This window comes from Mesorhizobium sp. M1A.F.Ca.IN.022.07.1.1, assembly GCF_003997575.1.
GTDB lineage: Bacteria > Pseudomonadota > Alphaproteobacteria > Rhizobiales > Rhizobiaceae > Mesorhizobium.
Genome location: NZ_RZST01000011.1, coordinates 1 through 14,715 on the forward strand (window position 1 = coordinate 1; position 14,715 = coordinate 14,715).

20 protein-coding genes are annotated in these 14,715 nt (G+C 60.2%); 10 read left to right on the plus strand and 10 right to left on the minus strand.

Annotated elements, in window-relative coordinates; genetic code table 11:
* Nucleotides 1-51: 51 nt before the first annotated feature.
* Together EOA75_RS03060 and EOA75_RS03065 are read right to left on the minus strand one after the other, a co-directional pair.
* Nucleotides 52-1,026 carry an alpha/beta hydrolase gene (locus EOA75_RS03060; protein WP_127323604.1) on the minus strand — a complete coding sequence of 325 codons (975 nt, stop codon included), beginning with the start codon at nt 1,024-1,026 and terminating at the stop codon, nt 52-54.
* Between the two features lie 457 nt (nt 1,027-1,483).
* The gene (locus EOA75_RS03065; RefSeq protein ID WP_095802615.1) at nt 1,484-1,801 is read right to left on the minus strand and encodes a hypothetical protein; all 318 of its coding nucleotides are present in this window, start codon (nt 1,799-1,801) and stop codon (nt 1,484-1,486) included.
* A 366-nt stretch (nt 1,802-2,167) separates the two neighbouring features.
* Here EOA75_RS03065 and EOA75_RS03070 point away from each other — a divergent pair, with 366 nt between their 5' ends.
* Nucleotides 2,168-2,410 (plus strand): hypothetical protein, encoded by a 243-nt coding sequence (locus EOA75_RS03070; RefSeq protein ID WP_095802614.1) that lies wholly within the window; start codon nt 2,168-2,170, stop codon nt 2,408-2,410.
* Nucleotides 2,411-2,466: 56 nt separating this feature from the next.
* On the opposite strand, the gene EOA75_RS03075 is transcribed toward EOA75_RS03070, so the two are convergent.
* A complete protein-coding gene (locus EOA75_RS03075; protein WP_127323605.1) occupies nt 2,467-2,859 on the minus strand; it encodes a low affinity iron permease family protein in 393 nt (130 codons plus the stop codon).
* A gap of 66 nt (nt 2,860-2,925) precedes the next feature.
* Between EOA75_RS03075 and EOA75_RS03080 the strand changes: the two genes are divergently transcribed.
* Complete coding sequence (locus tag EOA75_RS03080; RefSeq protein WP_127323606.1) at nt 2,926-3,132, plus strand: hypothetical protein; 207 nt, start codon at nt 2,926-2,928, stop codon at nt 3,130-3,132.
* Between the two features lie 16 nt (nt 3,133-3,148).
* On the opposite strand, the gene EOA75_RS03085 is transcribed toward EOA75_RS03080, so the two are convergent.
* Together EOA75_RS03085 and EOA75_RS03090 are read right to left on the minus strand one after the other, a co-directional pair.
* Nucleotides 3,149-3,670: a ferritin-like domain-containing protein gene (locus EOA75_RS03085; protein WP_066994822.1), complete on the minus strand. Its 522-nt coding sequence runs from the start codon at nt 3,668-3,670 to the stop codon at nt 3,149-3,151.
* Between the two features lie 109 nt (nt 3,671-3,779).
* The gene (locus tag EOA75_RS03090) at nt 3,780-4,082 is read right to left on the minus strand and encodes a DUF982 domain-containing protein (RefSeq protein ID WP_066994825.1); all 303 of its coding nucleotides are present in this window, start codon (nt 4,080-4,082) and stop codon (nt 3,780-3,782) included.
* A 402-nt stretch (nt 4,083-4,484) separates the two neighbouring features.
* On the opposite strand from EOA75_RS03090, the gene EOA75_RS03095 reads away from it, so the two are divergent.
* From EOA75_RS03095 to EOA75_RS03105, 3 genes are all read left to right on the plus strand, one after another.
* Nucleotides 4,485-5,474, plus strand: coding sequence for an SDR family oxidoreductase (locus EOA75_RS03095; protein ID WP_095802652.1), 990 nt, complete (start codon nt 4,485-4,487; stop codon nt 5,472-5,474).
* A 216-nt stretch (nt 5,475-5,690) separates the two neighbouring features.
* Nucleotides 5,691-5,873 carry a hypothetical protein gene (locus EOA75_RS03100; protein WP_067320556.1) on the plus strand — a complete coding sequence of 61 codons (183 nt, stop codon included), beginning with the start codon at nt 5,691-5,693 and terminating at the stop codon, nt 5,871-5,873.
* Nucleotides 5,870-6,097, plus strand: a complete 228-nt coding sequence (locus tag EOA75_RS03105) for a DUF768 domain-containing protein (protein WP_095779498.1) — start codon at nt 5,870-5,872, stop codon at nt 6,095-6,097. The genes EOA75_RS03100 and EOA75_RS03105 overlap by 4 nt, the downstream gene beginning before the upstream one ends.
* A 40-nt stretch (nt 6,098-6,137) precedes the next feature.
* Here EOA75_RS03105 and EOA75_RS03110 read toward each other — a convergent pair whose 3' ends face one another.
* The gene (locus tag EOA75_RS03110) at nt 6,138-6,446 is read right to left on the minus strand and encodes a hypothetical protein (RefSeq protein ID WP_127213768.1); all 309 of its coding nucleotides are present in this window, start codon (nt 6,444-6,446) and stop codon (nt 6,138-6,140) included.
* 198 nt (nt 6,447-6,644) lie between these two features.
* Between EOA75_RS03110 and EOA75_RS34845 the strand changes: the two genes are divergently transcribed.
* Nucleotides 6,645-7,235 (plus strand): KTSC domain-containing protein, encoded by a 591-nt coding sequence (locus EOA75_RS34845; protein WP_245466552.1) that lies wholly within the window; start codon nt 6,645-6,647, stop codon nt 7,233-7,235.
* Nucleotides 7,236-7,328: 93 nt separating this feature from the next.
* Here the strand turns inward: EOA75_RS34845 and EOA75_RS03120 are convergent, their stop codons facing one another.
* Nucleotides 7,329-7,514, minus strand: a complete 186-nt coding sequence (locus EOA75_RS03120; protein ID WP_066994850.1) for a DUF3606 domain-containing protein — start codon at nt 7,512-7,514, stop codon at nt 7,329-7,331.
* Nucleotides 7,515-8,479: 965 nt separating this feature from the next.
* Between EOA75_RS03120 and EOA75_RS03125 the strand changes: the two genes are divergently transcribed.
* Nucleotides 8,480-8,707 carry a hypothetical protein gene (locus EOA75_RS03125; RefSeq protein WP_066994854.1) on the plus strand — a complete coding sequence of 76 codons (228 nt, stop codon included), beginning with the start codon at nt 8,480-8,482 and terminating at the stop codon, nt 8,705-8,707.
* A gap of 333 nt (nt 8,708-9,040) precedes the next feature.
* Here the strand turns inward: EOA75_RS03125 and EOA75_RS03130 are convergent, their stop codons facing one another.
* Nucleotides 9,041-9,364: a hypothetical protein gene (locus EOA75_RS03130; RefSeq protein WP_245458926.1), complete on the minus strand. Its 324-nt coding sequence runs from the start codon at nt 9,362-9,364 to the stop codon at nt 9,041-9,043.
* 1,427 nt (nt 9,365-10,791) lie between these two features.
* Here EOA75_RS03130 and EOA75_RS03135 point away from each other — a divergent pair.
* Nucleotides 10,792-11,001, plus strand: a complete 210-nt coding sequence (locus tag EOA75_RS03135; protein WP_127323607.1) for a hypothetical protein — start codon at nt 10,792-10,794, stop codon at nt 10,999-11,001.
* Between the two features lie 359 nt (nt 11,002-11,360).
* Entirely contained in the window at nt 11,361-11,465 is a 105-nt protein-coding gene (locus tag EOA75_RS34465) for a putative RiPP precursor (RefSeq protein ID WP_206516957.1), read from the plus strand.
* A 705-nt stretch (nt 11,466-12,170) separates the two neighbouring features.
* On the opposite strand, the gene EOA75_RS03140 is transcribed toward EOA75_RS34465, so the two are convergent.
* Both EOA75_RS03140 and EOA75_RS03145 read right to left on the minus strand, forming a co-directional pair.
* Nucleotides 12,171-12,383, minus strand: a complete 213-nt coding sequence (locus tag EOA75_RS03140) for a hypothetical protein (protein ID WP_095779495.1) — start codon at nt 12,381-12,383, stop codon at nt 12,171-12,173.
* Nucleotides 12,384-12,785: 402 nt separating this feature from the next.
* Entirely contained in the window at nt 12,786-13,226 is a 441-nt protein-coding gene (locus EOA75_RS03145; RefSeq protein ID WP_245466553.1) for a hypothetical protein, read from the minus strand.
* A gap of 365 nt (nt 13,227-13,591) precedes the next feature.
* Here EOA75_RS03145 and EOA75_RS03150 point away from each other — a divergent pair, with 365 nt between their 5' ends.
* Complete coding sequence (locus tag EOA75_RS03150; protein WP_127323608.1) at nt 13,592-14,506, plus strand: YihY/virulence factor BrkB family protein; 915 nt, start codon at nt 13,592-13,594, stop codon at nt 14,504-14,506.
* Nucleotides 14,507-14,715: the final 209 nt, after the last annotated feature.

Sequence of the window (14,715 nt, forward strand, 5' to 3'; positions counted from 1 at the left end):
GGCGTGGATCGAAAGGTTCCCCGCCGTAGGCCGGTTGCACGGCACTGCCGCTTATCGGTCGCTCCGCTGCGCGTCCTCGGTGGTCGAAAGGGCAGCGATCTTGTCGATCATGGCGAGCACCGCCTGCGGGGCTGACAGGTGCACCATATGCCCGGCATCGGGGACGATATCGACTACCGAGTTTGCGAGATCCGCGTGCAGCCGAAACGCCTCGGCCGGCGCGTCGAAAAGCTGATCGCCGGCGCCGGCGATTATCCCAACAGGAACGGAAATGTCGTTGTGCCGAGGCGTCACAAACGCCGCTGCGATCCACATCAGGAAGGACTCCGCCGCGATCGACCGCAGTTGCGAGGGGCGGCTCGCCAACTCCCTCGTCGTTGCGGTGAATGCCGCCGAGATCGCCGCCGGGCCAAATATCTTTCGCATTGACCAAGCCCAGCCAAGCCTGACCAGCGGCGGCAGCAAGGTGTGGCGGAAGGCCGTTCCGATCAAAGGCAAGATCGGCAACCCCGACAGGGCGAGTTCGAACCTTGGCGATGGATAGTGGTAGCCGGAGAGAAGCACGACCCCGGCAACGCGCCCAGGGCGCCGTCGCGCCATCTCGAGCGCAACGGCGGCACCCCAAGAGTGGCCAAGAACAATATAGCGTCCAATTCCGAGTTTGGCGGCCGCGGCATCGATCAGATCGGCCTGCGCGGCGGCCGACCAGATCCTGCCGATCGGGCGCGAGCTCCTGCCGAAGCCTGGTCTGTCGAAAGCCAGAACACGATAGTCTGCGGCCGCTTTGTCGACGATGCGGCTTGTCGTGAAATCCTCGGCCGAAGAGCCGTTGCCATGCAGCAACAACAGCGGCATGCCCTGGCCATCCTCGATCAGGTGCAGCCGCGCTCCGTCGACTTCGACGAAGCGTCCAAAACGTCGGCCGCGTAACGCCCGCCGCGCCCGCAGGCCATTGTAGAGGGCAAGCCCGGCCGCTGCCGCGGCAAGGAGGAGGACCACGTCGTTGAACGTGGCGATGTCAGGCATGATCCCGTGCTGCTACGGAGCCATGGCACAAGCCGCTGTTGAGAGAAGCGGCGGATGTACCCAGGCGCTGGCTTCCAAAGAAGGAGCTTTCAGGCCGAGCCCTTCTGAGGCAGCTTCGTCTCCTCATCGACCTGTTCCTGGAGAGCCCTGCGTTCGCGCTCTCTTCCCTCAGCGTCGACCGGTCGATCTTGCCGTTCAAGCTCGCGTTCCACCGTGTCACGCGCGCCCTCGACAGGATCTTCCTGCGGCAGACGCTTATCTGTTCGCTTTGTGCCTTGCTCGCTCGCCCGGTCACTGTCCGATCCCAGTTTGGACGGATCGTCCTTTGCAGAATGCTTCGTCATTGGCTTACTTACCTATCTGGCCTGCCACGTCGGCGGATCACGTGCCGATCTGTTCACAAGCAGCCCAACAGGCGAGCTGTTTCTTTGTTCCGGCTATCCCGTGCGGCAGTTGGTCAGTCCCGATCCTCATGGTCTTCCGCCTGTGCCGGTTCCGACTCCTCGAGAGCTTCAATGACCGGGGCAAGCGAGGTCTCTTTCCGATGATTTGATTCTGTCGGGTCCTCCTGCTCGGCCGTCATGTCGAGCGCCCGTTCGATTGCATCTTCGATATTGCCGATTTCCTCCTCGCGAACCTCGTGCCCGTAGCCCGCGGCGTCGGCGTCCTGCTCGAACTGTCGCACAAGCACCGGAACGCTGACTTGTGTGTCGGCAGGCAAGTTCCCGACGTTCTCCTCGAGCCAGCTTCGAAAGAACTCCTTGGTTGCACTCATGAGCCGCCTCCTTCGAGCTGAGAACGGCCGCCGTCTGCCAATGTTCCTCTGGCGGGGCTTGCGTTGCCGCGTCTTTCGTCTGAGCGGTTACAACGAGGATCTTCGCGGCAGACGGGATCGCTCATCCACGGCCCGACGGGAAGCTGCGCCCTCCAGTCGATCTGGAACGCTTAGCGCAGGAATGGCGGCTCCTCAGCAGCGTTCCTCGATCGACCGGATCACCTCCTCGACACCTCGCAGTCGGTTTCGATTTCCCGCGTGATTAGGTCATCTGGCGCCCTGACTTTCAGGCACCCGAAACGCCTTGCGCATGTTCGGAACGATCGAGTCCAACTGCCGTTACCGACGAAAGAACAGGAGGAACCGATGAGCGGACGCAGAACCCATGACCAGCAAGTGCGCATCCTGGAAGAACGTGAGAACACGAAGAACGCGCCCAAGGAATTCGACGCCAAGGCGGAGCTGAAGCAGCCGGCCGCGGAGCGCGAAGCGCGGCGGAAAGGTTCGGACCTCAGGAGCGACACGCCCGACCTCGTCGACCCCGATGATCGCAACATCCTTCGCGGCAAGAATCAGGAAAGCGGCCACAACAAGCATCGTGGCGACTAAAGCCTGTCACGCACGTCTTGGTCCCGAAGCCGGTTTCGACTTTCGGTGGATATGTTTTAGGCAGGGCGGCTTTCGACATGAGATGCGATCGTCCTTTTGCTGGCGGTCTTGGTTTGGGCACACCTGGTTATGAATTCTTGGGCCTCCGCTTCCGTGAGATGCTCGATGCCGATGAAGTCGTTTTTTGCGCGGCCTGAGCGAATGAGCTCATCGAGCTTCGCCTGAATGGCCACGCCGTCGCGATTCTGGGTATTTTGAATCAGGAAAACCATCAGGAAAGTAACGATCGTCGTCGCGGTGTTGATGATCAGCTGCCAAGTCTCGGAATAATGAAAGGCCGGGCCGGCAATGGCCCAGAGGACCACCGAAACCACGCACAAGACGAAGGCCCATGCACGACCCGCGGCATGGGCGACATTCTCCGCGAGCCGATTGAATGCTTTTTCCAATGTTGAACTCCGGACTTTCACCCTGACGAAATTTCCCGCCAAGCCAGCCTGAGGATAGTGTGCCGGATGAACTGCACCGAAATGCAGCCGTTTATCCTGTCCTTGGCGCTGGGCACCGGCAAGAAATCAACTGAAGGCGGGCGCGACGCCAAGAAGGCGACCGCTCCGCTGAAAAAACTTGCAGCGTTTCGCGAGGAGGCGGGCCCCGTAATCGCGGCCCCGGTCAAAGAGACCGGGGCCGCGTCGCCAAGTCGACTTGTGGCATGCGAATAAGCGTTTATCGGGCGCCTTACGCGGCCGCCTGCATGGCCCGCTTGTTCGCACCGCTTTCGCCGAGCTTGCTAAGTGTCTCGTCGGTAGCGGATTCTTCCTTGAGGGTGTCGCGCAGCAAGGGGAGGGCGTCTTTCAGGCCCAGTTGCTCCGCCCAGGCAATCAGCGTGCCGTAGCGCGCTATTTCATAATGCTCGACCGCCTGGGCGGCAGCCACAAGGCCCGCGTCGAGCGCCGGCTCGTCCTTGTATTCCTCGAGGATCTCCGAACCCTCTTCAATGATGCCATCGATCGCGGGACACGTCTTGCCGCGCGCCGGCTTGCCCAGCATTTCGAAAACCTGCTCGAGCCGGTCGACCTGAGCTTCAGTCTCGGTGCGATGCTTTTCGAAGGCCGCGCCCACTTCCTGTGACTGCGCCGCCTTGGCCATCTTAGGCAGCGTCTTCAGGATCTTTTTCTCTGCATAATAAAGGTCTTTCAGGCCATCCACGAACAGGCTTTCCAAGCCGTTCGCCGCGCCGGACGAACTTTTCTTTGCCATCGACGTCTCCTTCGTTCGACTTTCTTGACCAAACAAAACCGGTGGGATCGACCGATGTTCCCGCGAAATATTTTTTGAAGCCGGGACGACGAGCCGAGGTGCGCGAGCGTTACTTCGGCGTGCCCTTGCCGTTGCGGGACGAAAGTTGGTCGAGCATGCTGAGCGCTGCACTGGGACCCGCATGCTCCAGCAGACCCTGCTCGGCGGCCGCCTTCTTGAAGGCGGCAAAGGCGATTGCCGGCCGGCAAATCCCGTTGGTCGCGTCTTCCACCAGCCGAACCGCCTTGCGATAGGCTGGTGAGTCCTTGCTCTTCCATTTCCGACCAAGCGCCTTCTTGGCGTCAGCGATCGACGACACCATCATCGTGCCGCCGTTGACGAAGTGGATGGTGAGGGGCAGGAATCTGCTCAAGGCTCTTTCACCGTCCTAGCCATTCGCACGCAGGCCGGGCGGCCCCGACGAAGAGGTCCGCGGTCGGCGCCGCCGCCAAGGGGATTATCGGTCCGAAAGGATTTCATGGTGCTACCGCCTGTTTGAGATCGCATAAAACGAAGCTGCCGCCGGGTAGTTGCATTCAGCCGGCCCGTGGCGGTCAAAAAACCTGCTCCTACTGATCGCTGTCCCGGCGAGCGGCGCCGGCGGTTGTGGCGGCCGTGATTGAGGTCCCGACGGATGTCGCGACCGATGTCCGGATTGAGAGCCGGCAGCTTCGGAGCGAGGCCAACCTTTTCTGTTCGCGTGCGTTGTCCCTCGAAAGCGAAGGAGACACCGATGCCGACGAAATCCGCCAGGATGACCGACTCCGCCACACCGATGAAATCGGCCCCGCGGACCAAATCCACCTCCGAGCAGGCGGCCAGCAAGCAGCGGAGCGTGCAACGCAAGGTCGACGCGACCGATCGCGCCAAGTCGAACGGCAAATCCAAATCACAAGGCGCCATGCAGGCCGGCGCACGGGAATACCCGGTGCCGCCTTTCCCGAAGCAGCATCATCCCAAACCCGGCGAGGAATGGGCGATCGAGCCCGCGCCGCTCTACGACGCGCCGTTCTGGCAGGGGTCGAACAAATTGGGAGGCAAGGTGGCGCTGATCACCGGCGGCGATTCCGGCATCGGCCGCGCAGTTGCCGTGTTGTTCGCCCGGGAAGGGGCGGATATCGCCATCGCCTATCTCAGCGAGGATCGCGACGCGAAGGCGACAAAGCAGGCAGTCGAGGCCGAAGGCAGGCGCTGCATCATCATGCGCGGCGACGTGGCCAGGCGGACCTTCTGCCACAAGGCGGTGGAGCGGACGCTGAAGGCCTTCGGCAGGCTCGACGTGCTCGTCAACAACGCTGCCTTCCAGGTGCATTCGACCGATTTCGCGGACCTCACCGAGCAACACTTCGACACCACGCTGAAGACAAATCTCTACGGCTACTTCCACATGGCCCAGGAAGCCGTTCCGCATATGAAGCCGGGTTCGGCCATCATCAACACCGGGTCGGTCACCGGCATCGAAGGCTCGAAGGAACTCATCGATTATTCGATGACCAAGGGCGGCATTCACGCCTTCACCCGGGCGCTCTCTGGTAACCTGATCAGCAAGGGCATTCGCGTCAATGCCGTGGCGCCGGGGCCGGTTTGGACGCCGCTGAACCCGTCGGAGAAGGAAGCGGAGAAGGTCTCGCAGTTTGGCGCAAAGACCCCGATGAAACGGCCAGCCCAGCCGGAAGAGATCGCGCCTGCCTATGTATTTCTCGCTTCGCCGCAATGCTCCAGCTATATCACCGGCGAGATCCTGCCGATCATTGGGGGCTATTGACCGCGGCCGCCTATATGAAGGTCTTGATGAAAAAGGCGGTTCTCGATCCGCCGGCCGTCTTGGTAATCCGGCCTGACGGGCCGCCCAGATAATCTGGTTGGCCAAACGGCCGGCAAGGCAGTCGCAGACGCTGGGAAGAGTCCGAAGGAATTCAGATTTTCGGCACAAGCCTGAACCTGTCGGCCTTTCGGCAGTTTTCAAGGCTAGGAGGTTTCGATGAACGAGCACACCGACAAAGGCGACTCGCATGACGGTGCCGTTGAGATCCTGGCCGGCCGATTGGCCAGGGAGGCAGACATTTCCGAAGAGCAAGCCCGCGAACTGATCGAGTTGATCGGGACCGATTGGAATTCCCTGCTTCGAGAGGCTCATTTTCTGAAGGCGCGGCATCGCCTATGAGCGAACGCGGGGCCGAATTCTTTGGCGAATGGATTACCAACAACGTGATGCGCGGCAGCGTCGGCGCTGACATCATTTCCGTCGCGGAATTGACGACCAAGCTCTTTGCAGATGCGAAGGCCGCAGGTGTTTCCGAGCATGAGATTGAAGAGGAGATCGGGAGCGCTTACGATGCCATACTGGCTGCAATCGTCGGACTTGAGGACTCGGGCAAGTCCGATTGAAAGCCAAGGCAGCCTGCAATTAACCCGGATAGGGGCGCGTTCAGCCCGCCTTGGGCGGAACGATGTAGCCCGTCCCTTTCGCGCCGCGGGATAGGCCGACGGACCGATGCTGCCTATGGGCTGCAGGCTCGATCGCCGGCGCTGTTTCCATCTGCGATCGCTCAGCGTCATCCGACATGACAAAGGAGAGCGCGATCAGATCGTCGGCGTCGATGCCGCCGCGACCGTTGTCCATATGGTCGGCGACCCTTTGAAATGCCTGCATGTCATCCATGCTCACGTTGGCCGCCCGCAGCCTTTCTTGGAGACCCGTCAACTTGGTGGCCAAGGCGTTGGAAATTTCGATCATAATTGCCTCCGTGGTTCCAATCTTAAGTGCCAGACCGAGGATAAGAGCCTCGAACAGTGCGGGGGCCGATGAACAGACTGATTTGCCATTACCTGCTATCGCCCAGCCGCTCGGCCTGCCTGGCAACCTTTGCGAACTCTCCGTCTGTTGAGATGACCTCGAGGGTGGCAGGGGCTCATCCTCGCCAGTCGCGACCCAATGAAATTTCTCGCAAGATGTTTCCTGCCCCCGACCTTTGAGTTGGCCCGTACGACATTTGTCCCGCATTCGCTGGGACCGGTGGCCGAGGTCCAGAATTTTAGGGAACGGTCGCTGTCGGATTTTGTTGATTGGATGCCTGCTGCGCACGTTGCCAGGTTTGCGCACTCAGGTACCAACCCCCAGAATACTCAGCCCGCAGGCTCCGGTCTGCGGGCTTTTTCGATGCCATGGGATGCGGCGCTCGCGCTGCCGCTGCCCGTCCGCATCTGGGACGGCGGCGTCGGCTGCGAGACTTGGCTCTCACTCATTAGCTTCGGAAACAAAAGGCCGGCCGGATCGTTCGCTCTATGCCAGACCACCGGGTGCCGCGCCATGCCATCCACCTCGATCAAGAAAACAAAATACGATCCGGCCAAAGGGATTCTTTCCGTATGGTTTGTGACCAGCGGGAAACGCTACGAGTTCGAGGGGGTGCCGCCGGAGACGTTCGCGGCATTCCGATCAGCCTTTGCCAAGGGCCGCTTTTTCAACGCGCACATCCGCAATCGCTTCCGATATCGTCGCGTCACAAGCGATGACGATGATTGACCGGCTATTCAGCGTCCAGTTCAAGCGGCTCGTGCTGCGCTGCTCATGATTTGGCGTGGATCCCGGCGATCGCCGCTGCGTTGGAGCTCTTGGTCATCCGCGAAGCTTTTCGGCCTCGCGTTCCAAGGTCTTCCGGTCGTTGCCGTGCTGTTTGATGAGATCGCGAACCTGTTGCGCCGTCAGCCCGACCTTGTTGGCGAAATGCCGAACTTCGTAGTCATCGTCCGCTGATACCCGGTTGCGGTCACTGCCACCACGCTTGCTCTTGTCGTCTGCCATCGCTTGTTCCTCCGGCAGGGAATAACAGCGGCCGCGCAGGAATGTTCCAGGCGTGGCAAGCGGCAATTTTAGGCGGGACTAACAAAAGTTATCGAAAACGGACTGCTCGCTCGTGCAGGATTAACGTCACTCCGCCCGCCACGGCGGAGGATGGGAGGACCGGCCTGAACAAAGCCGAAGGCCGGGTTACTTGGCCCGTTGCGCGGATCCCTTGGGCGCTGCGACGGGCCAAGGTCGCTTGCGTCAGTCTTTCCTCCAGCGGCGCCTTTCTCGCCAAGCCAGTAGTGTACCATTAACATTTGTTACTGCGGACCTGCTAATGAACTGCGTAGATGACTGAGCGGGCGTTGCCCTGGGCTTTGGAGTTGGGTTCGGTTTGCGGCGACAGTGTCACCGACTTGAGAAGCGAACCGATAGCTAGGCCCGTTGTCTAACCTTGGCGGGTCACGGCAACGGGTCTAGCGTTCCTCCGCTTGGGAATGGGATCTCCGGCCGAAGATGAATGTGCCGTCTCTGACGGCGTTCACACTGCCCCCGATACGAGCCCTTCGCGGCATGAGGAGACAGCCCGCCAGCGCTCACAAGGAACTTTAGCGGCATCTAAAAGTTCTCCTCGGGCAATCCCGCACTCCTTGGGTCGAACGATGGCCGAGCTGGCATCAACTTTCGCATATTCATCAGGGCTGGCCGGCGATGATATGCTAAGCGCAGTCGTGTCGATACTGGCCGGCCTGCTGCTCTATAATGTCATGCGCGAACCAAGCCGATAGGGCTCCTGCCGAGACGAAATTCACAGACCGCGCAGTGACGCCGGACAAAAGTTCGGTGGGCGGCCGTTGCTCGGTAGCGCAGCATGGAGGCAATCGGCTATTTGCCCGGGACCTCAGTCCGATCCAATTGACTCGTAGCTGACTTTTTTTGGGTGTATCCTTTCCCCGTTGTGGCGTATCGGGGTGAGGTAAACGATGCGTGGAAGCGATCGCAATGCTGTCCCGCCCAAAAGTGCGGGATGCGGTATAGTTGAACCTGCAGAGGTCAACATTCTGGCCAAGGCGGTGAGTGACTACTGCTCCAGTCACAAAATCGAACGCAAGGACGAGCGCGAAAACGTCGCGGTCAAAGTCATGAGCCTTTTTGGACGCGGTGTAACTGACGCTGACCAGCTGTTGGAAGAACTCGAGAAGGTTCGCTAAAGCGAGCCTGGTGCCCTCGGCTGGAACAAGTCCACTAAAGCCGAAGTTCGCGTAGACGGGTTCTGAGCAAAATGAGCGCGTTCGGAAGAGCTTGTGTGAAATGATCCTCAGGCGATGCAGCACTGGGAGAGCGCTCTAGCCGAGAGACGCAACAGATGCCCGTCATTCCAGGAATGGCGGGCATCTATTTTCACTGCTGCCGACGAAGAAGGTGACGCATTTCCTCGCCGGCCCTACCAAATGATGCATCGGGCAAGTTGTTTCTAGCATCACGACCAATGCGCCGGCCCGTCTAACCTCAGTCGAGCGGAAAGAGGTCGTTCCTCGACGGCACTAGTTGGGATCGCCGGACCTCGAGCCCCCATGGGCTCCGCCGCCATAGCTGTCCCCCCGCGACCCTCCGTTGCCGGATTTAAGAAACTTTGGCTTGGGCCCGACGTGAACGTGGTTCTTGTCACCCCATCCATTGCCCGGACGTGTTCCTCCCGATTTGGCAATCGCCCTGGAGTTCAAGCTTGTGCCGAGCAGCAATGTAATGGCCGGAGGCGTCACCGCAGCAAAGCGTCCAGCCTGCTTGAGAAAATCGCGGCGCGCATTGGCCTCTGAAACAAGCTTTTCGGAATTCTTTTCAATAAGCCTTTTGCTCTCATTCGGCATTTTAGCACTCCTTTCCTGCAAGATACTTTAATTGCTATCTGCAAAGAAAGTAGTTCTCCAAAAGGCGTACACCGCGCCGGTGTCCGGAGCGGCCCGGCTCTCTGGCCGACAAAGGCCAGAATTGAGCCGGGCCTGACCGGCGGGGGCTCGGAATCGCAACACGGCGCCGGCTGACCAATGAGCATATACCCCTGATTGTATAGCCGGAACGCATTCATAAGGATAAAGCCGAGCCGGATCAGTGCAGCCAATATTATGGCTTCAAGCTGGCGCTAATATTCGAGCAGGCTGATGGAACCCGAACGGTGCGGTCGGGTTGGTAACATGCGACCGCACTCGTTTTCTCCCATTCAGGGTGCGGCCGCTCTACTCCGTAAGCAACAGAAGCCCGTCGCGCTTGCGCCATTGCGCGACGGGCTTTCTGGTCCACTGAACTTGTAGGTCGATACCCTTCATGTGCGAAGCAGCACCGCGAAGGCGGCTTGACGGCTGAAAACCCAAACAGGTACCCGCCACCCGGGGGAGTGTATGGCGGGCACCTGACCTCTCTCCGCCGACGACTGAAGGATTCCGCCGGCTCTACCAAATGTCGGAACGGGCTTAATGTTTCAGTACTGGGACCAATGCGTTTGGATGTCCGACTTCCGTCCGGAGCGACAATGCTTTCAAATCAGCGACAATGCTTTCAAATCATTGGTTCAACCAACCCGCACTAGACCTGGGAAGTGCTCGGACTGGTCTATGTTTTCATCAGCGCAATTCGATAGGCGCCTTTGTTCGCCACGCCATCCCAGATGAAGAACGCGGCAAGGGCGGCGACGATCAGCAGGATCGGTCGCATGGCTGGAACTCCCTCAAAGCTCCTCGTACGCGCGTGGCCTGATTATCCGCCTGTTCATCTATGTCTACAAGCAGTTGCTAATGTATTGAGAACTCGCCGGGCTCGCCGCCCCATAGCCCAGCCCCAAGCCCGACGAGTGCCGACCCGGGAGGGTACCGGCATCATCCTATTTGCAAGGCTGATGCCAGCATATTCCGTCCTGAAATGAAACAGAGGGTGTGTCAGCGTGCGCAGGCTTGAACGATGGCAAAGCCTATGCCGATGACAACCGGTACGGAAACACTCCTCCTGCCCGAGACAAACGGATCACCAAGAAAATGTTCCGTCATCGCGGAACACCTCGCATTCGAAGAGGTTTGGGGCGCGGCGGCGCAATTCCCTCCCGATCATGTGCACAGCCGCCGGGCGGAGCCTCCCATTCTCCGCAGGCCCGCTCCCTGGCTCCCATCAGGGGCGGGCCGTTCTTTCAGATCGCGCTAAGGGAACGCTTACGGGAGTTCCATATTGAATCAAATTCGAGTTTCCCATTGGGGTTCGCATGCGCAAGCCTGCCGGCAGAGCCAGGCACGAATAGGAGTTCACCGCCATGGCGATCCGCCAAAGAGCACTGGAAGCGGAAATTTTCGATCCGGAAGAGCTGGAAATTCTGGCCCGCGTCTTCGACCGGTTGAAATATGATGGCCAAACTACGGAGCAGCGTGAGGCGCTGGCCTCTCGCATCATCGCCAACTTCATGGCGGGTATTGTGGACGAGAATGAACTGGTTTCGCTATCCAGGCTACCTTTAGGTAGGTAACGGTCTGAACGGACTGGACTGCCTGCCGCCCGCCCCTTGTGAATATTCGTCATTGTTGCCGCTGGGCTACAGCCCTTTGGGCGCGACTGTATCAGGAAACGCTTGTGCGGGGTTCCCGGAATCGGGCGGACCATCTGGGAAAGGGGCGCACAGCAGTTTTGAGGGAAGATGGCCCGTCGGCTTTGGTCGGCGGGCTTTTCTTTTGTATGGCCTTGTCTGTAGGGCCTTGTCGTCGATCAGCGCCGCTTCCTCGTGCTTCGGCCCTTCGTCGCTACTTCCGGACCTACATCTTTTTTAAATGACGGTCGGGTGCTGCCTCAGCCAGATCGGCGAGCCAACTTCAGCAAGGGGGATTCGCCATGAAGCGCACTTATGAAAAGCCCGTCCTGGTCAAGCGTGACCGCCTGTCCGCCGTTACGGCCGTGATCGTCGTCTCGCTCGTGAACGGCGCGACGTCCCAATAAGGACGATGCCCGTCACTCCAGGCAGGAAATGGCGGGCATCTCTCTAGCTGCTACCGACCAGGAAGGTGACGCACTTCCTCACCGGCTCTATCAAATGATGCAGCGAGGCTTAGGTTTCAGCATGGGGACCAAAGCGTCAGCCTCTCGGACTTCTGTCGCATCGGCGGAAGGGGACATTCTGCCAATCGTCCCGGTTGTGTCGCGCGGCGTGTGCCTCAGCTGAGGTTCACCTCGCCGCGAAAGGCGTTTCCTCAGCGCCCATTCGACCTCCCCAGGCGGGCGGGCTCTTTGTTTGTCTTGGAACAATTCGGTGCCGCTGCAGTTCGCATTCTGGGTGCAGCTCCCGGCAAGAAGAGACGGTCGAGCGCGCCTTGGTCGGGTTGCCCCCGACGCAAAGAGCCCGCCCGCGGAGGAGGTGCGGCGGGCTCTTCTGCTGATCCGGCTAATTCAGCCTGGCCGGCGGCTCGCCGGGATAGCAGTAGTGATTACTATCCGCAGGCCGACCGGGGTATAATCTCCAATGGCCGTTCGGATAGCGGTTGTCCTGGCGCTTCTCGCCGCCTTCGCCTACGGGTTTGCAAAACTCGTAGAGCGGTATGGCGGTGCGGGCAATGATCCCGCATCACCCTGCGGAAAGGTGCCAAGCGTCGATTGCCCGGACCCGAATGCGCCGCCTCCCTTTCCCAAGCCCGACCGGACGGAGCCTCAAAGGCAGTCCGGTGCGTCAAGCCTGAAGGCATATTTATAAATTGCGCGGTTTCCCTCATCGGTCACCCGCACCCAGAAATGTTCATCCCGTCTCGCCAGGACGTCTTTGCCGGTGACTTTCTGAGCAGCCTCCCAAGGGGCACGGGCATTGGCAACGTGATAAGCCACCACCTGGTCGCCAGCCATCTCTTCAACTCGGTATGTCTTCATGATCGCTCCAAGCAGCGACCCGAACTTGGAGCGAGGAGGGTTGTTCCGGGTCTTCCATTTTCGCTCGCCCATAGCGAGCGATTGCAGGGCAGCCTTGGGCGCCTCTAGGCGGGGCAGGTGGCCCGGTAGCCTTGGGTGGCTATGGGGGTGGCCACCGGGCCTTGGCCGGCAGGGGCTTAGGGAACACGATGCCGGCGAAAGAGTATATGCGCATCTACTAATAAATCAAAATTCAGCCAAAAGGCCGAGCTGGCCCTTGAAACGCAAACATGACGGCTGGACGCTCCAAGAGCTGATCGATGCGGGCATGTCTGCCACGGCCGGCTGCCTCGACTGAAGTCGTCATGCTCGATTACCGGCGGTCCGCGACCGCTTCGGCCCAGAACATCAATCTGGCCCCAATCAGCCCGGTTTGGAGAGCCGGTTGAAATTTGTTCGGACGCGGCGGCCGGCAGGTTTGAGTGCTGCGACCATGGACTGCTTCAGAGCACCGCCGCTTAGAAAAGACGGGCTCCGGCCGGATAGAACTTCCGGCCAAAACCTTAGCGCCGATCGTAAGATCACCAGTTGCGTAGCGGCCATGCCTTCGGCGAAGGCGAGCGCCTTCTCGTTGACCGCAAGCATCGCCTCAATCCCTTTCGGGGCACGGCTGCTTGCATCCAAAGCAATCAGCGGAAGGCGCATGGCGACGACAGCGGGTGCCAACATCAGGTCTCCACAAAGCGAGAATGCACTTTGGGTGTGGCGCTTCTTGCGAGTTGACATTGTGCCCCCATCTGGACCCGGCTGTTCAGCCAATACGCACCAATCCGGGGTTTGTTCCTGGAGGATGGCGGCCTTCATGAGTCCGTCATAAGGTGCGAATACATTAGCGAGGCCGGATGTCCGATCATCGGCTCCTACAAAGTCTCCTGCCCGGTTTCGGCCGGGCATTCTTTTAGCCTTCAACGAGCGCCAGCTTCGACCTGATCGCGCAGTCGCGTTCACGACGGCATCGGCGGCGTGAAGGCCCAGCGCGATGTCCAAAAGACCCCGCAAGCGAATAGATCGGAACCTCCCGCCCGCGGCGTCATTGACCTCTGCGGGCCGCGTCAGCCGGACCTGGTGGCAAAGAGAACAGGGTGGTTTTTCCGGCTTCACATCCTGGCCAACGAAAAGGCAGTCGAGCTCTTGTCCCACCCGGCCCGCTTCAGTTCGGTGTCGAGCGCATGGCAAAGGACGGGAAATCAAGGACCGGCTGGCTTCAGGAGGCCTGGCTTCTGCTGAAAGAAAGCGTCAGCGGTTATATGGATGACAACGCGCTGAGCCATGGGGCGGCGATTGCCTTCTATGCCACTACTTCTCTTGCGCCGATCCTTCTGATCGTTGTGGCGGTCGCAGGTCTCGTCGTCGGCAACGACGCCGCCCAGCTCGCGCTCTCGGCCCAGATATCGGGCGTGATGGGTCCGCAGAGCGCCGACCTCTTGAAGGCGACGATCGAGACCGCTTCGCGTCCCTGGTCCGGCGCGCTTGCCACCATTATCGGGCTGGTGACGCTCCTGATCACAGCCTCCGGCGTGTTTGGCGAGATGCAGCAGTCGCTGAATGAGATCTGGAAGGTCGAGCCAAGGGCCATGTCGCTCTCGCGTTTGGTGCGGGCGAGGGCGGCGAGCCTTGGTCTCGTAGCCGCGCTCGGTTTCATGCTCCTAGTGTCGCTCGCGGCGAGCACGGCCATCTCGGTGTTGTCCGATGTCATCAACCAACACCTGCCGTTCGGCGAACTGATCGTGAGTTCGATCAACACGATCGTATCGTTCGCGTTGATCGCGCTGCTCTTCGCGGCGATTTACAAGGTCCTGCCGGACCGCAGTCTCAAATGGCGCGATGTCGCTGTCGGTGCGCTGGTCACCGCGCTTCTCTTCACCATCGGCAAGTCGCTGATCGGCTGGTACATCGGCAGCAGTTCGATCGCCACTTCCTATGGCGCCGCCGGCGCGCTGATGGTGGTGCTGCTATGGGTCTATTACTCGGCTCAAATCTTTCTGTTCGGCGCCGAAATCACGCGCGCCTATTCGGTGAGCAGAGGAAGCCGGGCCGACCTCAGGCGGGTTATGAAGCCGCAGGTCGGAAAGACGGAGAGGTGACGGTCAAGCAACGCCGGAGAACGCAACACTGCGCGCGACCCTCTGCCTAAAGAGATCAGGCGTTGGGCCAGACAGCGTTGGCTTAGGCTGACAACCTGAGAGGGATCGTCGCCACCTGTCGGTCCATCAGGACGTGATTAGGTTGCGAAGCCGCGATGAGGCCGCCGCAACCCAGTCACGCCCGGCGGGCGTCAACCGACGATCAAACA

What these genes read in the sequence shown, in the direction of transcription:
- EOA75_RS03070 (WP_095802614.1), top strand. Translation starts at nt 2,168, where the DNA reads ATGAGCGGACGCAGAACCCATGACCAGCAAGTGCGCATCCTGGAAGAA.
- EOA75_RS03130 (WP_245458926.1), bottom strand. Translation starts at nt 9,364, where the DNA reads ATGCCGAATGAGAGCAAAAGGCTTATTGAAAAGAATTCCGAAAAGCTT.
- EOA75_RS03110 (WP_127213768.1), bottom strand. Translation starts at nt 6,446, where the DNA reads ATGATCGAAATTTCCAACGCCTTGGCCACCAAGTTGACGGGTCTCCAA.
- EOA75_RS03135 (WP_127323607.1), top strand. Translation starts at nt 10,792, where the DNA reads ATGGCGATCCGCCAAAGAGCACTGGAAGCGGAAATTTTCGATCCGGAA.
- EOA75_RS03065 (WP_095802615.1), bottom strand. Translation starts at nt 1,801, where the DNA reads ATGAGTGCAACCAAGGAGTTCTTTCGAAGCTGGCTCGAGGAGAACGTC.
- EOA75_RS03100 (WP_067320556.1), top strand. Translation starts at nt 5,691, where the DNA reads ATGAACGAGCACACCGACAAAGGCGACTCGCATGACGGTGCCGTTGAG.
- EOA75_RS03080 (WP_127323606.1), top strand. Translation starts at nt 2,926, where the DNA reads ATGAACTGCACCGAAATGCAGCCGTTTATCCTGTCCTTGGCGCTGGGC.
- EOA75_RS03145 (WP_245466553.1), bottom strand. Translation starts at nt 13,226, where the DNA reads ATGAAGGCCGCCATCCTCCAGGAACAAACCCCGGATTGGTGCGTATTG.
- EOA75_RS03085 (WP_066994822.1), bottom strand. Translation starts at nt 3,670, where the DNA reads ATGGCAAAGAAAAGTTCGTCCGGCGCGGCGAACGGCTTGGAAAGCCTG.
- EOA75_RS03140 (WP_095779495.1), bottom strand. Translation starts at nt 12,383, where the DNA reads ATGAAGACATACCGAGTTGAAGAGATGGCTGGCGACCAGGTGGTGGCT.
- EOA75_RS34465 (WP_206516957.1), top strand. Translation starts at nt 11,361, where the DNA reads ATGAAGCGCACTTATGAAAAGCCCGTCCTGGTCAAGCGTGACCGCCTG.
- EOA75_RS34845 (WP_245466552.1), top strand. Translation starts at nt 6,645, where the DNA reads ATGAAATTTCTCGCAAGATGTTTCCTGCCCCCGACCTTTGAGTTGGCC.
- EOA75_RS03150 (WP_127323608.1), top strand. Translation starts at nt 13,592, where the DNA reads ATGGCAAAGGACGGGAAATCAAGGACCGGCTGGCTTCAGGAGGCCTGG.
- EOA75_RS03095 (WP_095802652.1), top strand. Translation starts at nt 4,485, where the DNA reads ATGAAATCGGCCCCGCGGACCAAATCCACCTCCGAGCAGGCGGCCAGC.
- EOA75_RS03105 (WP_095779498.1), top strand. Translation starts at nt 5,870, where the DNA reads ATGAGCGAACGCGGGGCCGAATTCTTTGGCGAATGGATTACCAACAAC.
- EOA75_RS03060 (WP_127323604.1), bottom strand. Translation starts at nt 1,026, where the DNA reads ATGCCTGACATCGCCACGTTCAACGACGTGGTCCTCCTCCTTGCCGCG.
- EOA75_RS03125 (WP_066994854.1), top strand. Translation starts at nt 8,480, where the DNA reads ATGCGTGGAAGCGATCGCAATGCTGTCCCGCCCAAAAGTGCGGGATGC.
- EOA75_RS03120 (WP_066994850.1), bottom strand. Translation starts at nt 7,514, where the DNA reads ATGGCAGACGACAAGAGCAAGCGTGGTGGCAGTGACCGCAACCGGGTA.